The 15,378-nt window shown below is 67.1% G+C and carries 17 protein-coding genes and 1 pseudogene; 14 read left to right on the forward strand and 4 right to left on the reverse strand.

Features of this window, described 5'->3' with window-relative positions; genetic code table 11:
• On the reverse strand, positions 1-780 hold a 780-nt coding region (locus RMP08_RS00025; RefSeq protein WP_310466889.1), incomplete at its 3' end, for an amidohydrolase family protein.
• 55 nt (positions 781-835) lie between these two features.
• Here RMP08_RS00025 and RMP08_RS00030 point away from each other — a divergent pair.
• Together RMP08_RS00030 and RMP08_RS00035 are read left to right on the forward strand one after the other, a co-directional pair.
• Positions 836-2,050, forward strand: coding sequence for a threonine ammonia-lyase (locus RMP08_RS00030; RefSeq protein WP_310466890.1), 1,215 nt, complete (start codon positions 836-838; stop codon positions 2,048-2,050).
• 158 nt (positions 2,051-2,208) lie between these two features.
• Positions 2,209-3,021 (forward strand): arginyltransferase, encoded by an 813-nt coding sequence (locus tag RMP08_RS00035; RefSeq protein WP_310466891.1) that lies wholly within the window; start codon positions 2,209-2,211, stop codon positions 3,019-3,021.
• Between the two features lie 64 nt (positions 3,022-3,085).
• Here RMP08_RS00035 and ctrA read toward each other — a convergent pair whose 3' ends face one another.
• Positions 3,086-3,799, reverse strand: coding sequence for a response regulator transcription factor CtrA (gene ctrA / locus RMP08_RS00040; RefSeq protein ID WP_310466892.1), 714 nt, complete (start codon positions 3,797-3,799; stop codon positions 3,086-3,088).
• A gap of 238 nt (positions 3,800-4,037) precedes the next feature.
• Between ctrA and RMP08_RS00045 the strand changes: the two genes are divergently transcribed.
• Genes RMP08_RS00045 through RMP08_RS00055 form a run of 3 tightly spaced genes read left to right on the forward strand, consistent with a single transcriptional unit; the run spans position 4,038 to position 5,570 of the window.
• Positions 4,038-4,685 (forward strand): RNA pseudouridine synthase, encoded by a 648-nt coding sequence (locus RMP08_RS00045; RefSeq protein WP_310466893.1) that lies wholly within the window; start codon positions 4,038-4,040, stop codon positions 4,683-4,685.
• The gene (arfB, locus tag RMP08_RS00050) at positions 4,675-5,085 is read left to right on the forward strand and encodes an alternative ribosome rescue aminoacyl-tRNA hydrolase ArfB (RefSeq protein ID WP_310466894.1); all 411 of its coding nucleotides are present in this window, start codon (positions 4,675-4,677) and stop codon (positions 5,083-5,085) included. The genes RMP08_RS00045 and arfB overlap by 11 nt, the downstream gene beginning before the upstream one ends.
• Positions 5,085-5,570 carry a GAF domain-containing protein gene (locus tag RMP08_RS00055; RefSeq protein ID WP_310466895.1) on the forward strand — a complete coding sequence of 162 codons (486 nt, stop codon included), beginning with the start codon at positions 5,085-5,087 and terminating at the stop codon, positions 5,568-5,570. Before arfB ends, RMP08_RS00055 begins: the two co-directional genes overlap by 1 nt.
• A gap of 10 nt (positions 5,571-5,580) precedes the next feature.
• Here RMP08_RS00055 and RMP08_RS00060 read toward each other — a convergent pair whose 3' ends face one another.
• The gene (locus tag RMP08_RS00060) at positions 5,581-6,054 is read right to left on the reverse strand and encodes a universal stress protein (protein ID WP_310466896.1); all 474 of its coding nucleotides are present in this window, start codon (positions 6,052-6,054) and stop codon (positions 5,581-5,583) included.
• A 134-nt stretch (positions 6,055-6,188) separates the two neighbouring features.
• Between RMP08_RS00060 and RMP08_RS00065 the strand changes: the two genes are divergently transcribed.
• From RMP08_RS00065 to RMP08_RS00100, 8 genes are all read left to right on the forward strand, one after another.
• Positions 6,189-7,514, forward strand: a complete 1,326-nt coding sequence (locus RMP08_RS00065; RefSeq protein ID WP_310466897.1) for a pyruvate dehydrogenase complex dihydrolipoamide acetyltransferase — start codon at positions 6,189-6,191, stop codon at positions 7,512-7,514.
• 223 nt (positions 7,515-7,737) lie between these two features.
• Complete coding sequence (locus tag RMP08_RS00070) at positions 7,738-8,124, forward strand: hotdog domain-containing protein (protein WP_310466898.1); 387 nt, start codon at positions 7,738-7,740, stop codon at positions 8,122-8,124.
• Positions 8,117-9,529 (forward strand): dihydrolipoyl dehydrogenase, encoded by a 1,413-nt coding sequence (gene lpdA, locus RMP08_RS00075; protein ID WP_310466899.1) that lies wholly within the window; start codon positions 8,117-8,119, stop codon positions 9,527-9,529. The genes RMP08_RS00070 and lpdA overlap by 8 nt, the downstream gene beginning before the upstream one ends.
• A 25-nt stretch (positions 9,530-9,554) precedes the next feature.
• Positions 9,555-10,835, forward strand: a complete 1,281-nt coding sequence (locus tag RMP08_RS00080; protein WP_409049752.1) for an amidohydrolase family protein — start codon at positions 9,555-9,557, stop codon at positions 10,833-10,835.
• Positions 10,835-11,176: a DUF3140 domain-containing protein gene (locus RMP08_RS00085; protein WP_310466901.1), complete on the forward strand. Its 342-nt coding sequence runs from the start codon at positions 10,835-10,837 to the stop codon at positions 11,174-11,176. The genes RMP08_RS00080 and RMP08_RS00085 overlap by 1 nt, the downstream gene beginning before the upstream one ends.
• On the forward strand, positions 11,173-11,577 hold the full coding sequence (locus tag RMP08_RS00090) for a cupin domain-containing protein (RefSeq protein ID WP_310466902.1): 405 nt from the start codon (positions 11,173-11,175) through the stop codon (positions 11,575-11,577). The genes RMP08_RS00085 and RMP08_RS00090 overlap by 4 nt, the downstream gene beginning before the upstream one ends.
• Before the next feature lie 13 nt (positions 11,578-11,590).
• The gene (locus RMP08_RS00095; protein WP_310466903.1) at positions 11,591-12,766 is read left to right on the forward strand and encodes a PDZ domain-containing protein; all 1,176 of its coding nucleotides are present in this window, start codon (positions 11,591-11,593) and stop codon (positions 12,764-12,766) included.
• A 66-nt stretch (positions 12,767-12,832) separates the two neighbouring features.
• Positions 12,833-14,110, forward strand: a complete 1,278-nt coding sequence (locus tag RMP08_RS00100; protein ID WP_310466904.1) for an amidohydrolase family protein — start codon at positions 12,833-12,835, stop codon at positions 14,108-14,110.
• A gap of 12 nt (positions 14,111-14,122) precedes the next feature.
• Here the strand turns inward: RMP08_RS00100 and RMP08_RS00105 are convergent, their stop codons facing one another.
• Positions 14,123-14,854 (reverse strand): calcium-binding protein, encoded by a 732-nt coding sequence (locus RMP08_RS00105; protein ID WP_310466905.1) that lies wholly within the window; start codon positions 14,852-14,854, stop codon positions 14,123-14,125.
• A 344-nt stretch (positions 14,855-15,198) separates the two neighbouring features.
• Here RMP08_RS00105 and rpsL point away from each other — a divergent pair.
• Positions 15,199-15,378 (forward strand): annotated as a pseudogene (rpsL, locus tag RMP08_RS00110) (30S ribosomal protein S12); the annotation flags it as partial.

The following is a 15,378-nucleotide window of genomic DNA, read 5'->3' on the forward strand; positions in this document are numbered from 1 at the left end:
GGCGAGCACGCGCACCTTGAGCGAACCCGCCTGGCCGGCGCGGTTCATCGCCGCCCACTCGTCGGCACTGGTGCCCATGTCGGCGGCGGCCGTCAGCCCGACCGCCAGCATCAGCTCCTGCGCCTTGGCCAGCGCGGCGTCCATCTCGGCAGCCGTCGGATCGGGGATCTTGTCCTCGACCAGCGCCATCGCCGCATCGACGAACAGGCCGTTGTCGATCGTCCCGCCGGCCGGTGCCTTGGTCGCAGCGGTGATTCCGGCGGCCTTGAGCGCCGCCGAGTTAGCGACCGCGGCGTGACCATCGACCCGCCCCAGCCACACCGGGCGGTCGCTGACCACGGCGTCGAGGTCGGCGGCGGTGGGGAAGCGTTTTTCCGCCCACAATTCCTGGTTCCACCCGCGCCCGACGATCCACTTGGCGTCGGGATTGGCAGTGGCGTAGGCCTTGAGCCTCTGCTGCAAGTCGGCGAGCGAACTCGTCCCCGTAAGATCAAGCTGCAGCGCGCCGAACCCCAGGCCCATGACATGCCCGTGGGCGTCGATCAGGCCCGGCAGCAAAGTCCGCCCGCCGGCATCGATGCGCGGGCCGCTGTGCGCGGGGTTCTCGACCTTGGTGAAGGTCTGGACGACCTTGCCGTCGTCGCCGATCAGCAACGCTTCGAACCGCTGCAGCTTGCCGTCGGCGCCGACCTGGATGCCATTGGCGTTGTGGATCAACGTGTCGGCGTCGGCGGGCGACGCGAGCAGCGCCGCAAGCAGCGCGATAAGGGTCTTGTGCATCGTCCGAGCCTAGCATTGTTTGCGGGTGCTGGAAGGGCTAGTCGGCATGCCGATGATGCAGCCACCCACGATCGACGACATCCGCGCCGCCGCCGCGCGCATTGACGGCGCGGTGGTCAAGACGCCGATGCTGATCAGCCGCACGCTGAGCCAGCTGACCGGCGCCGAGGTCTGGCTCAAGTTCGAGAATCTCCAGTTCACCGCCGCCTACAAGGAGCGCGGCGCGCTCAACAAATTGCTCTCGCTCGATGACGAAGAGCGCGGCCGCGGGGTGATCGCCTCGTCGGCCGGCAACCACGCCCAGGCGGTCGCCTATCACGGCAGACGGCTCGGCATCCCGGTGACCATCGTAATGCCGACCAACACCCCGCTGGTGAAGGTCATGCAGACCGAGGAACATGGCGCCACCGTGATCCTCGAGGGCGAGCGCTCCGACGACGCCTACGCCAAGGCGCGCAGCCTCGAGGCCGAGCGCAAACTGGTGTTCGTCCACCCGTTCGACGACCCCGCGATCATCGCCGGCACCGGAACGGTCGCGCTTGAGATGATCGCCGCCGCGCCCGGGCTCGACATCCTGTGCGTGCCGATCGGCGGCGGCGGGTTGATTTCGGGCATGGCGATCGCCGCCAGGGCGGTCGATCCCAAGATCGAAATGGTCGGGGTCGAGGCCGCGCTCTACCCGTCGATGAAGAATGTCGTCGAGGGCGGCCACGGCGCGATCGGCGGCGACACGCTGGCCGAGGGCATCGCGGTCAAGGAGCCGGGCCAGCTGACCCGCGCAATCATCGCCGAGCTGGTCAGCGACATCCTACTGGTCCCCGAGCGCGACCTCGAACGCGCCGTCGCGCTGCTCGTGGCGATCGAGAAGTCGGTGGTCGAGGGCGCCGGCGCGGCGGGGCTCGCGGCATTGCTCGCGCACCCCCAGCGGTTTGCCGGCAAGCGCGTCGGCGTGGTGCTGTGCGGCGGCAATATCGACACTCATTTGCTCGCCAATGTGCTGGTCCGCGACCTCGTCCGCTGCGGGCGCATCGCGCGGCTCCGAATCGAGGCGCAGGACCGCCCCGGCGCGCTCGCCGCGATCACCGCCCAGTTCCACGACTGCGGGGTCAACATCATCGAGACCAACCACCACCGCATTTTTACGCGCCTCCCGGCCAAGGACACCGTGATCGAGGTCGAGTGCGAAGCGCGCGACGCGCAGGCGATCGACGGGCTGGTGGCCAAGCTCGAAGGCGTCGGCTTCCACGTCGACCGCGCCTCGCTCGACTAGCTTTTCAGGGCGCCCCCAACGCCTTCGATTCGAAGGCAATCCCGTCCAGTCTTGGGACAGTTACGCGCTTATCCCCGGTTTCCCGGCGCTCAACCCTTTTCAACCGCGTTTACCAGTCGCATAAAGGGTTGCGAAACCTTTGACGAAGGCGGGTTCGAGTGAGCGCACCATTCCGGTTTCCGAAGTTCTTCGTGACCAACCCGTCACCGTGCCCCTATTTGCCCGGCAAGGTCGAGCGCAAGGTGTTCACCGAATTGAACGGCCGCCAGGCGGGCGAGCTCAACGAGGCGCTCGGCCGCATCGGCTTCCGCCGCTCGCAATCGGTCGCCTACCGCCCGAGCTGCATCGATTGCTCGGCGTGCGTGTCGGTGCGCGTCGCCGCCGGCGAGTTCCAGCCCGGCGCCAGTCATCGCCGCCTGATCCGCCGCCACGCCGACCTCGAGGTCAGCGCGTGCAAGCCGTGGACCACCGAGGAGCAATATGCGCTGCTCCGACGCTATTTGTCCGCGCGCCACCCCGGCGGCGGCATGGCCGAGATGGACGAGGGTGATTTCGCCGACATGGTCGAGCAGACCCCGGTCAGGACGTATGTCGTCGAATATCGCGAACCCTCTCGCGGTGGTCGACCCGGGCGCCTTGTCGGCGCCTGCTTGTCGGATCAGCAGGGCGACGGCCTGTCGATGATCTACAGCTTCTTCGATGTCGGCCCCCACGCCCGCAAGGGGCTCGGCACCTACATCATCCTCGATCATATAGTGCGCGCAGCGCGCGCCGGCCTGCCCTATGTCTATCTCGGCTATTGGGTCGAGGGCAGTCCGCGGATGGCCTACAAGACCAGCTTTCGGCCATTGGAGCGCCTCGGCCGCGACGGCTGGCAGAGGATGGATGAACAGGCTCCCGAACCGGCCGAACGGCAGCCGCTCGAGCTCCCCGTCCGCCCCGACCGTCACCGCATCCTGATCGACGCCTAACCAAGACGTAAAAAAAGCGGAGCGCCTTGCGACGCCCCGCCTTCATTGCTTCAAAATAGAGAGATCAGGCGACCGCGGCTTCCGCTTCGGGAACCTCGTCGCCCTCGGCGTCGCGAAGCACATAGCCGCGGCCCCACACCGTCTCGATGTAATTGTCGCCGCCGCACGCGAGGCTCAATTTCTTGCGCAGCTTGCAGATGAACACGTCGATGATCTTCAATTCCGGCTCGTCCATCCCGCCGTACAGATGGTTGAGGAACATCTCCTTGGTCAGCGTGGTGCCCTTGCGCAGGGACAGCAGCTCGAGCATCGCATATTCCTTGCCGGTCAGATGGACCCGGCTGCCGTCGACTTCGACCGTCTTGGCGTCGAGGTTGACCGCCAATTTGCCGGTGCGGATGACCGACTGGCTGTGGCCCTTGGAGCGGCGGACGATGGCGTGGATGCGCGCGACCAGTTCGTCGCGGTGGAATGGCTTGGTGACATAGTCGTCGGCGCCGAACCCCAATGCGCGGACCTTGCTGTCCATCTCGCCGATGCCGGACAAGATCAGCACCGGGGTGCCGACCTTGGCGACGCGCAATTTCTTGAGCACGTCGTAGCCGTGCATGTCGGGCAGATTGAGGTCGAGCAGGATGATGTCGTAATCATACAGCTTGCCGAGATCGAGGCCTTCCTCGCCAAGGTCGGTGGTGTAGACGTTGAAGCCTTCGGTTCCAAGCATCAGCTCGATGCTCTTGGCGGTGGTCGGCTCGTCTTCGATCAGCAGGACTCGCATGTGGCTCTTTCCCCGTTCAGTCCGCCGCCGGGCGTGGCGCGCCCTTGCCGACGTCTAAGAGTGCATTAACCATTTGAGGGATGAAGGCAAAAGGTTAATATTGTGTAACGGGCTGAAATCGCTGCCTTCGTTGCGCTGGTGCATCAGTCATCCCTGGTAAGGCCAAATATTTACCTCCGCATCGCCGCCGCATCGGGCCAGTTTGTGCTGCCCGCCGCCATCTGGCAGGGCGCCAACCATGCTCGAGCAGCGCATCCTGTTCATCGACGCCGGAGCGATGGTGATCGACAAGCCGGCGGGCCTGCCAGTCGACGCCCCGCGCCGCGGCGGTGACAGCATCGCCGCGCGGCTCGACGAACTCAAATGCGGGTTCAAGCGCGCGCCGACCCCGATGCACCGGCTCGACCAGGATACCTCGGGGTGTCTGCTGCTGGCGCGCAACGCCGACGCCCGCGCCGCGCTGCAGCAGGCGTTCGAGGCGCGGGCGGTGCAGAAATATTATCTCGCGGTGATCGGCCGCGAAGTGGCCGAAGAAAGCGGCGAGATCGATGTCGCTCTGGCCAAGCAATCGAGCGCCGAAGCCGGCTGGCGGATGGTCGGCGACCCCAAGGGCCAGAGCGCGGTGACCCGCTGGCGGCGTCTGGTGGTCAAGGACGGCCAGACTCTGGTCGAGTTCCGTCCGGTGACCGGCCGCACCCACCAGATCCGCGTCCACGCGCGCCTCGGCTTCGACTGCGGCATTGTCGGCGACCGCGTCTACGGCACGCCGGGCGGGCCGATGCTGCTCCACGCCTCGCGGCTGGTGGTGCCGCGCGGCCGTCACGCCGCGATCGACGTCACCGCCCCGCTGCCCGAGCATTTCGGGACCTGGGCCGATGAAGCCTGAGGATGTCGTCATCCCCGAGGACGCGCTCAGCGAGAGTTTCCTCGCCGCGACCGGGCCGGGCGGGCAGAACGTCAACAAGGTCGCCACCGCGGTGCAGTTGCGCGTCGACCTGTTCAAGCTCGGCCTGAGCCCCGACGCGTACGAGCGATTGAAGCAGATCGGCGGCAGCCGCGTCACCAATTCCGGCGAACTGCTGATCACCGCGCGACGCTTTCGCACCCAGGACGCTAACCGCCAGGACGCGCGGGCGCGACTGGCGAAGATGATCGCCGATGCCCATATCGTCCAGGCCAGGCGCCGCCCGACGCGGCCGTCCAAGGCGGCGCGGGCCAAGCGCGTCGAAGGAAAGGTCCAGCGCGGCCAGGTCAAGCGCGCACGGGGCAGAGTGGTGCTCGATTGATGTACGATTTCAAGATCGCGGCGGCGGACAAGGCGACGCTCTACCGCGACCTCGCATCGGCGCTCGACGGGCTGGTCGCCGGCGAGCCCGACCCGGTCGCCAACATGGCCAACGCCGCGGCGCTGATCTGGGAGACGCTGCCCGATCTCAACTGGTGCGGCTTCTATCGCAATGTCGGGGGAGAGCTGGTGGTCGGGCCGTTCCAGGGCCGCCCCGCGTGCATCCGCATCAAGTTCGGCGACGGCGTGTGCGGCGCCGCGGCGGCCACTCTGCAAGCCCAGCGCGTCGACGATGTCCACGCTTTTCCCGGCCACATTGCATGCGACGCCGCCAGCCGCAGCGAGCTGGTGGTGCCAATCGTCGGCGGCGACGGCAATCTGCTCGCGGTGCTCGACCTCGACAGCCCGGAGCCGGCGCGGTTCGATGCGGAGGACGAAGCGGGGTGCGTCAGGCTGGCCGAGGTGTTGGCGCGCGCCCTAGACTAAACTCTGTGTTTTAGCTCAAATGCTCGAGCTGCTCTTCGCTCAAGGATCCCGGGATAATCATCACCGGGCACGGCAATTGCCCCGCGTCGGCGCCGGTGAAATTGGCGACCAAAGGCCCCGGATGCCCGCTCGGCGCCGCGCCCAGCACCAGCGCCGCGATCTCCTTGCGCGTGCCGACATAGTCGCGCACGGTTTTGACCGGCTCGCCCTGCTGCACCACGACCGACGCCGAAATCCCCGACTCGTCGAGGATCTCGCCGACCGAGGCGCTGACTACGCCCTCGATGCGCAGGCGCTGCTCCTCCTCGAACGCGGCCTGGACCCCGCCCCATTGAACGAAATCCTGCGGCTCGACCACTGCCAGCACCTCGACCCGGCCATTGGTCTTGGCCGCGCGGCGGGCGGCGAAACGCAGCGCCACGCGCGCCTCATCGCTGTCGTCGATGATGACGAGATAGGTCCGCCGCTGCCCCGCATCCCCCATGGCGCCTACGGTGCTGCGTCAAAGCGCGGCGAAGCGCAAGCGGCAACACATTCGCATGTCCCGCCCTTGACCCCGCCCGCCGCATTGGCTTTGTGCCGGGCAAGCCTGCGCGCCCTTTTAGCGGAAAGACGCCGATGCCGACCGAACTCAAGATGCCCGCTTTGTCCCCGACGATGGAGGAGGGGACGCTGGCTAAATGGCTGGTCAAGGAGGGCGATGCGGTCAAATCGGGCGACATCCTGGCGGAAATCGAGACCGACAAGGCGACGATGGAGTTCGAAGCGGTCGATGAAGGCACGATCTCGAAAATCCTCGTCGCCGAAGGCTCGGACGGCGTCAAAGTCGGCACCCCGATCGCGCTGATCGCCGGCGAAGGCGAGGACGCCGGCGCGGCGCCAGCCAAGCCTGAGCCGGCCAAGGCACCGGCCGCCAAAACCGAAGAGACGCCCAAAGCGGCCGAACAACCGCCCGAACCCGCACCACCCGCCAAGCCTGTCCCGAGCAAAGTCGAGGGGGGTGGCGGCGAAACCCCGCCAGCCGCCCCTGCTCCGGCGGTTGCGGCCAGGGCCGACAGCGGCGACCGGATCAAGGCCTCGCCGCTCGCCCGCCGCCTCGCCGAAGCCCAGGGCATCGACTTAGCGTCATTGAAGGGCTCCGGCCCCGGCGGCCGCATCGTCCGCGCCGACCTCGGCGCCGCCGGCGGTGCCGCGGCTCAGCCAACCGCAGCCGCGGCACCTTCACCGCATGCCGCCCCGGTCGAGCCGGGCGACATCCCGCACGAGGTCGTCAAGCTCAGCAACATGCGCAAGACCATCGCGCGGCGGCTGACCGAGTCGAAGCAGCAAATCCCGCACATCTACCTGACCGTCGACATCCAGTTCGACGCTTTGCTCAAACTGCGCTCCGAGCTCAACGCCGGTCTCGCGTCGCGCAACATCAAGCTCAGCGTCAACGATTTGATGATCAAGGCGCTCGCCGCCGCGCTGATCGAGGTTCCCGAGTGCAACGTCAGCTTCGCCGGCGACACGCTCATCAAATACAGCCGCGCCGACATTTCGGTCGCCGTGTCGATCCCCGGCGGGCTGATCACCCCGATCGTTGCCAACGCCAACGCCAAGAGCATTTCCGCCATCGCGGCCGAAGTCCACGACCTCGCCGCCCGCGCCAAGGAGGGCAAATTGCAGCCCAACGAATATCAGGGCGGCACCGCGTCGTTGAGCAACATGGGGATGTACGGGATCAAGGCGTTCGACGCGGTGATCAACCCGCCGCAAGCGATGATCATGGCGATCGGCGCGGGCGAGAAGCGCCCATACGTCATCAACGACAGCCTGCAGATCGCGACCGTGATGTCGGCCACCGGCAGCTTCGACCACCGCGCCATCGACGGCGCCGACGGCGCGCGGCTGATGCAGGCGTTCAAACGGCTGGTCGAAAACCCTCTGGCAATGTTGGCTTGATATGAGATGGATTCCCGCCTTGCTGCTTGGGGCGCTGCTCGCCGTGGTCTTGCCGACCGGCCTCGATATGCGGTCGGGGGTATGGATGCATTCCTGGGCCGGCTGGGGGACCATCCGACCGCATGAAGCAAGCCCCGGCCTGCTGTTCTCGCTGCCACTGTTCGCGGCCGCGTCATTGGCGTTCCGGATGTTCTTCAATTGGCACTCCCGCTGAGGCGCGGTCATGGCTGACCGGGCGCCCGCCATCCGCGTCACCGCGATGCCGGCCGACACCAATCCGTATGGCGGGGTGTTCGGGGGGTGGCTGATGAGCCAGATGGCGCTCGCCGCGGGCAGCCTCGCCTCGCGCCACTCGCGCGGCAAGGCGGTGGTCGTGGCGGCCGACGAATTGCGATTTCCCGGAGCGCCCAAGGTGGGCGACGAAATCTCGGTCTATGCCACCATCGAAAAGGAGGGGCGCACCTCGCTGAGCATCGCGGTCGACGCGGTCGCCCGCGAGCGCGACGGCGAGGCCGAAACCAAAGTCGCAACCGGCCGCTTCACCTTTGTGGCGCTCGATAACAACGACAGGCCGCGCGAGATCGCGGAGCAGGAAGCATCTCATGGCTGACACCTACGACCTCATCGTCATCGGCTCGGGCCCCGGCGGCTACGTCGCCGCCATCCGCGCCGCGCAGCTCGGCCTCACCACCGCAATCGTCGAGCGCGCCGAGCTTGGCGGGATCTGCCTCAACTGGGGATGCATCCCGACCAAGGCGCTGCTCCGCTCGGCCGAAGTGCTGCACCACATGCAGCACGCCGAAAGCTTCGGCTTGAGCGCGGGCAAGGTCGGGTTCGATTTGAAAAAAGTCGTCGCCCGCAGCCGCGATGTCGCGGCGCAGATGAACAAGGGCGTCACCGGGCTGATGAAGCGCAACAAGATCGCGGTCCACGCCGGCGAGGCCAAAGTGACCGCCGCCGGCAAGGTCACGGTGACCGCCGCGGGCAAAGCCACCGAGCTGGTCGGGAAACACATCATTGTCGCGACCGGCGCCCGCGCCCGCGAGCTGCCGTTCGCGCAATCCGACGGCAAGCGCGTCTGGACCTACCGCCACGCCATGGCGCCGGCCGAAATGCCGAGCGAATTGCTGGTCATCGGATCGGGCGCGATCGGCATCGAGTTCGCCAGTTTCTACAACGACCTCGGAGCGAAGGTGACGGTGGTAGAAATGCTCGACCGCATCGTGCCGGTGGAAGATGCCGAAGTCAGCCGAGCTTTGGCCAAGTCGCTGACCGGGCAGGGGATCGAATTGCTCACCTCGGCCGGGGTCGAAAGCCTCAAGCCCGACGCCAAGGGCGTTGCCGCGGCGATCAAGGGCAAGGACGGCAAGGTCGCCGAGCGCCGCTTCAGCCACGCCATCGTCGCCGTCGGAATCGCCCCCAACACCGAGAATCTCGGGCTCGAGGGCTTGGGTATCAAAACCACCAAGGGCCACATCGACACCGATTCGATGTGCCGCACCAATGTCTCCGGCGTGTGGGCGATCGGCGACGTCACCGGCCCCCCGTGGCTCGCCCACAAGGCCAGCCACGAAGGCATCATCGCTGCCGAAAGCATCGCCCAGTCGCTCGGCAACAAGGACGTCCACCCGCACGGCATGGACGTGCTCAACATCCCCGGCTGCACCTATTGCCGTCCGCAGGTCGCCAGCGTCGGGCTGACCGAGGCGAAGGCCAAGGAAGCCGGGCATGAGGTCAAGGTCGGCCGCTTCCCGTTCCCCGGCAACGGCAAGGCGATCGCGATGGGCGAAACCGAAGGGTTCGTGAAGACCGTGTTCGACGCCAAGACCGGCGAGCTGCTCGGCGCGCACATGATCGGCGCCGAGGTCACCGAGCTGATCCAGGGTTTTACAATTGGCAAGACCGCCGAACTGGTTGAGACCGATTTCATCAACGCCGTCTTCCCGCACCCGACCTTGTCCGAGATGATGCACGAAAGCGTGCTCGCGGCGTTCGGGCGGGTGATCCACATTTGAACCAGGGGACAATTTCATGAAGCATATGCTGCTCGCCGCCGCCGCGGCCGTTTCGATCGCCGCGCCGGCCCACGCCGAAAAGGTCGTGATCACCGCCGACCGCTATCTCGACGTCTCGACCGGGCGCTATGTCGAAGGTCCCGCGATCTTCGTCGGCGACGACGGCCGCATCACCGCCATCACCCAGGCCGCGGCAACCACCTGGCCGGCCGACACCAAGCACATCAACCTCGCCGGCAAGACCCTGCTGCCCGGCCTCATCGACATGCACGTCCATCTCGACGGCCCGGCCGACATCGGCGGCTACCGCGGGCTCGAGTTCACCGACAGCTTCTGGCAGGCGACCGCGGTCGGCAACGCCAAGGCGATGCTCGACGCCGGCTTCACCACCGTGCGCAACGTCGGCTCGGGCAACCGCAACGACATTGGTTTGAAGCAGGCGATCGATGCCGGCTACGCGGTCGGCCCGCGCGTCGTCCCGGCGGGCTACGCGCTAGGCGCCACCGGCGGCCATTGCGATTCGACCTTCCTTCCGCCCAGCCTGGAAAAGGACAAGAAAGAGGAAGGCATCGGCGACGGCCCCGAGGAGCTCCGCCACCAGGTCCGCCGCCAGCGTAAGTTCGGCGCCGAAGTCATAAAAATCTGCGCCACCGGCGGGGTGTTCTCGCGCAATACCGAGCCCGGCCAGCAGCAATTGTCCGAAGCCGAAATGCGCGCGATCGCCGACGAGGCGCATCAATGGGGCGTGCGCGTCGCCGCGCACGCCCACGGCGCGAGCGGGATCAAGGCCGCGATCCGCGCCGGAATCGACACCATCGAGCATGCCAGCCTTGTCGACGACGAAGGGATCCGCCTCGCCGCGGCGCGCAAGCAGCCGGTGTGGTTCGGGATGGACATCTACAACACCGACTACACCCAGGCCGAGGGCGCCAAGAACGGCGTGCTCCCCGACAACCTCCGCAAGGACCGCGAAGTCGCCCAGATCCAGCGCGACAATTTCCGCAAAGCCCATCGCGCGGGCGTGAAAATGGTCTTCGCCAGCGACGCCGGGGTGATGCCCCACGGCCAGATCGGCAAGCAGTTCCGTACCATGGTGCAATACGGGATGACGCCCTTGGAGGCGATCCAGGCGGCCACCCGCAACGGCGCCGATGCGCTTGGCCGCACCCGCGACGTCGGCGCCATCGCGGTCGGCCGCTACGGCGATTTCGTCGCGGTGACCGGCGACCCGACCCGCGACGTGACCGTGCTCGAGCGCCCCGACTCGGTGGTCAAGGGCGGCAAGTTGATCGCCCGCAGCAACTGATGAACCTCGACCGCGCGCGCATCGCCGAGAAATTCGCGCGCGCGGTCAACATGGATGCCGACGAGCTCGAAGCGTGGCTGGAAACGCCCGAAAGCCGCCGCGTCGGGTTCACCGCGGCCGGCACGAGCGAAAGCGTCGGCCATGCCAGCGGGCGGCGCATCGTCGCCATATTGCGCACCCACGGAACGCGCCTGTCCGACGATGATTATGCCCATATGCGCAAGGTCGCCGGCTACGTCGCCCGCCACCGCGCGCAGGAGCCGGCGAACATGGTCACCTCGCGCTGGCGCTATTCGCTGATGAACTGGGGCCACGATCCGTTGAAGGAAGGACCGGCATGAAGCGCGGCTATTGCGACAACATCGAGAAGCAGACCATCGGCAACAGCGACTTCCGCCGCGTGCTCTACACCGGCGAGCATCTCCAGCTGGTGCTGATGACGCTCAAGCCGGGCGAGGAGATCGGCTCCGAGGTCCACGAGGACCGCGACCAGTTCTTCCGCATCGAGGAAGGCGAAGGCGTGGTCGACATCGACGGCAAGGCCAATCCGGTCGAGGATGATTTCGCGGTGATCGTCCCCGCAGGCGCCCGCCACAACGTCCGCAATACCGGCAGCGCTCCGCTCAAATTCTACACGCTCTATGGCCCGCCCGAGCATATCGACGGCATCACCCATGCCACCAAGGCCGACGCCGAAAAGCGCCATGCCGACGAGGAATGGGACGGCAAGACGACCGAGTGATAGAGCGGCGGGCATGACCATGCTCGACCGCTTGGCCGTGGTTCCGCTGGCGGCGATGCTGCTCGCCGCGGACCAGCCGGCGCCCGCCGATTTCGCCGCCGACGCGCGCTCGATCGAGACGTTGGTCAACGCCAATTACGCCTACCTCGAGCGCTTCCCCGGCGGCCGCATGCCGATCACCGCCAAGCTCCGCGCCGAAGCCGATACGGTAGCGAGCGGACGCGAGCTGGTGCGTTACTCGGAGCGCGCTTTAGCCTTGCTCGCCGACCATCACGCGATCACCGGCGCCTCGACCAAGGACAGCCGCGCGGTGTTTCCCAGCTACGGCGACCTGTGGGTCGAGCCGCGCGGGCGCGGTTTCGTGATCGAGGCGGTGCGCGCCGACAGCCCCGCGGCGCAAGCCGGAATTACCCGCGGCGACCATCTGCTGGCGATCGACGGCGTTCCCACCGCGGCGGCGGTCGCGGCGTTCTGGGCCGACCTCGGCGCTACAGGCGGCGGCGCGCGCGACGGCTTTGCGGCGCGGGTCCTCGCCGCCGGCCGCCGCGACCGCCCGCGCATTCTGACCGTCGGCAACCCGCTGTCGCGGCCGCGCGACCTGTCGCTGCCCAACCTCTACATGCAGCCGCGCGCCGACCGGCCCGAGGTCGCGGCCAGCACCGTCGGGCGCAACCTCGTCATCAAGTTCAACGATTCGCTCGGCAGCGACGCCACCATCCCCGCGTTCGATGCCGCGATGGCCACGGCCAGGCCTGGGCAGCCGGTCATCCTCGACCTGACCGACACCCCCAGCGGCGGCAACACCACCATCGCCCGCGCCATCCTCGGCTGGTTCGTCGCCAAGCCGAGCTTCTACCAAGTCCACACGCTCCCTGCGGAAGAGCGCCGCACCGGCATCGCGCGCCAATGGGTCGAGCAGGTCCTGCCGCGCATTGGAAAACGCCATCGCGGCCCGGTGACGGTGCGCGTCGGGCGCTGGACCGGCAGCATGGGCGAGGGGCTGGCGATCGGGTTCGACGCGATCGGCGCCCGCGTCGAGGGCGACCGCATGGCCGGGCTGCTCGGCGCAATCTACGATCACAAGCTCGAGAAATCGGGGCAGATCATCAAATTCCCCACCGAGCGCCTGTCCGCCGTCGATGGCACCCCGCGCGAGCGCTTCGTCCCGCGACCCATCGGGTCGCGCTGAGCGGGCCCCGTTGCATCGATTAGCCGAGTGCTTACGGTGGGCTGTGGCCTGAAGAGGGGATGACGAGTGATTGCGAAGTATCTGGCGACGCTGATGCTGCTCAGCTCGGGAGCTACCGCCGCCCCCACCTACATCCACGCCGGACGCCTGATAGCGGTTCCCGGCCAGGCGGTGCGCGGGCCCTCGACCATCGTGGTGGATCAGGGCCGCATCATCTCCGTGACGGACGGCCTCACCCGCGTCGAGCCCGGCACCCCCTTCATCGACCTCAGCACAAAAACCGTGCTCCCCGGCCTGATCGACAGCCACGTCCATCTGTCGTCGGACCGCGGCGGCGAGGCCGGGCTCATCGCCTTCATGCGCGAGGAGCCGCAAATGAACGCGCTCGAGGCGCAGATGAACGGCATGAAGACCCTGCGCGCGGGCTTCACCACCGTCCGCAACTTGGGCGACGACGGCGCCACGCTGGCGCTGCGCGAGGCGATCAAGCGCGGCTGGGTGCAGGGCCCGCGGATCGTCGATGCCGGGCAGTCGATCTCCACCACCGGCGGCCACATGGACGGCCGCGGCGGGCTCAACGACGACCTCGTCGCGCATTTGCCGCAACCGGAAAACCTGTGTGACAGCGTCGAAACCTGCCGCAAGGTCGTGCGCCGCCAGATCGACCGCGGCGCCGACGTCATCAAGTTCGCCACCACCGGCGGGGTCAACAGCGGCACCGGGCTCGCCACCCGCATGTTCGCCGACGAGGCCAAGGCCTTGGTCGACACCGCCCACGCCTACGGCCGCAAGGTCGCGGTCCACGCGCACGGCGCCGACGGCATCAAGCTGGCCTTGCGCTCGGGCGCCGATTCAATCGAGCACGGCACCGTGATGGACGACGAAATCGTCCGCACCATGGCCCGTCAGGGCACCTATTACGTGCCGACGCTATCGACCGTGAACGGCTATCTCGAGCGCCTCGCCGCTAATCCGAACGCCTACGAGCCGAGCGTCAAGGCGCAGATCGACTGGCGCATCGGCATCACCGGGCAGAGCCTCAAAAAAGCGGTCCCGGCCGGGGTCAGGATCGCCTTCGGCACCGACGCCGGGGTCAGCAAGCACGGCCGCAATGCGGACGAGTTCGAGCTAATGGTCAAATGGGGCATGACGCCCGCCGCGGCGATCAAGGCCGCCACCGTCAACGCCGCCGATTTGCTCGGGCTGGCCAGCGAAATCGGCACCATCGAGCCCGGCAAAAGCGCCGACCTCATCGCGGTCACGGGCGACCCGCTGAGCGATGTGACGGTGCTTAAGCAGGTCGCGTTCGTGATGGCCCGCGGCGAGGTGGTCAAAGGCGATTGACCTCGCTCGGTTTCACCCGAAAAAGTCGGCCATTCCGGCGGTCGGATTGTCGCCGGCAAGATAGCCGATCAGCTCGATCGTCAGGTCCGTGACATCATCGCCGTCCTGATAGAGATCGAGCCTCGTGCTGTCGTTGACGCCGTCACCATTGCTGTCGAATGCGGTCAGCGTTCCGACATTGTCCTGGCCGGCCGAGCGCTCCGCGACGTAGAGATAATTCTGGCGCCCGCTGATCTGGGGATCGGCATCGACCGCGTTGCTGAGGTAGATGGTGTCGCCCTCGCCGGGGTTGAAATCATATATCCGGTCGATCCCGCTGTCTGCCCGTGAGTCGGTTACCTGGTTATAGCCGAACTGATCCGTACCCGTGCCGCCCCACAGCTGGTCCGCCCCAAATTGACCGACCAGCACGTCGTTGCCCGCGCCGCCCTCGAGCAGGTCGGCGCCGCCGGCGAATTCGTTGGCCACGCCCATGTCCCCGTGGAGATTGTCGTTGCCGTCGCCGCCATTGAGCTGGTCGGCGCCGAGGCCGCCGAGGAGATAATCGAGGCCGATCCCGCCGAACAGCCGGTCGCTGCCGTCGCCGCCATCGAGGCGGTCGTTGCCGCCCAATCCGCTGAGTTGATCGTCCCCGCCGTAGCCGTAAATCTCGTCGTTGTTCTTGGTGCCGGTCAGGTTATTCGGATTGTTGTTCCCCTTGATCCGCGCCATGCGCTTGCCCTTCCGCTCAGTGGCGATGCTCAAGCCGGCTGCAGCCGCAGCGGGGCGAACGTCGCTCGTTTCACGAGGAGTCGCTCATTAACAGAATTTAACCCTCGTTCCAAACCCGCTATAACAGCTGCCGTCACCCGCTGAGGCTCGTGAAATGCAATGAACCAACGGCGCCGCCCGGTTGACCCCCAGCACCTCCCCCGCTAAAGGCCCGCTCGTCCGCGGAGCTGCGATTCCTCGCACCCCGGCGGGCAAGAGCTGAACATTGCTCGACGACGCGAAGGCCGGTGACCCCGCGGGGATCGCCGGAGTTCGCGCATTTTCGTTTGGGCAAAGTAACCGCCGGGCCTGTCCCGGCACAGAAAGGTGAAGGCTTCATGCCGACGATTAACCAGCTGATCCGCAAGGGTCGCGATCCGCAGAAGGCCAAGTCCAAGGTCCCTGCGATGGAGCAGAACCCGCAAAAGCGCGGCGTCTGCACCCGCGTCTATACGACCACCCCGAAGAAGCCGAACTCGGCGCTGCGCAAGGTCGCCAAGGTGCGCCTGACCAACCAG

The sequence above is a fragment of the Sphingomonas sp. genome (assembly GCF_031426035.1).
Lineage (GTDB): Bacteria > Pseudomonadota > Alphaproteobacteria > Sphingomonadales > Sphingomonadaceae > Sphingomicrobium.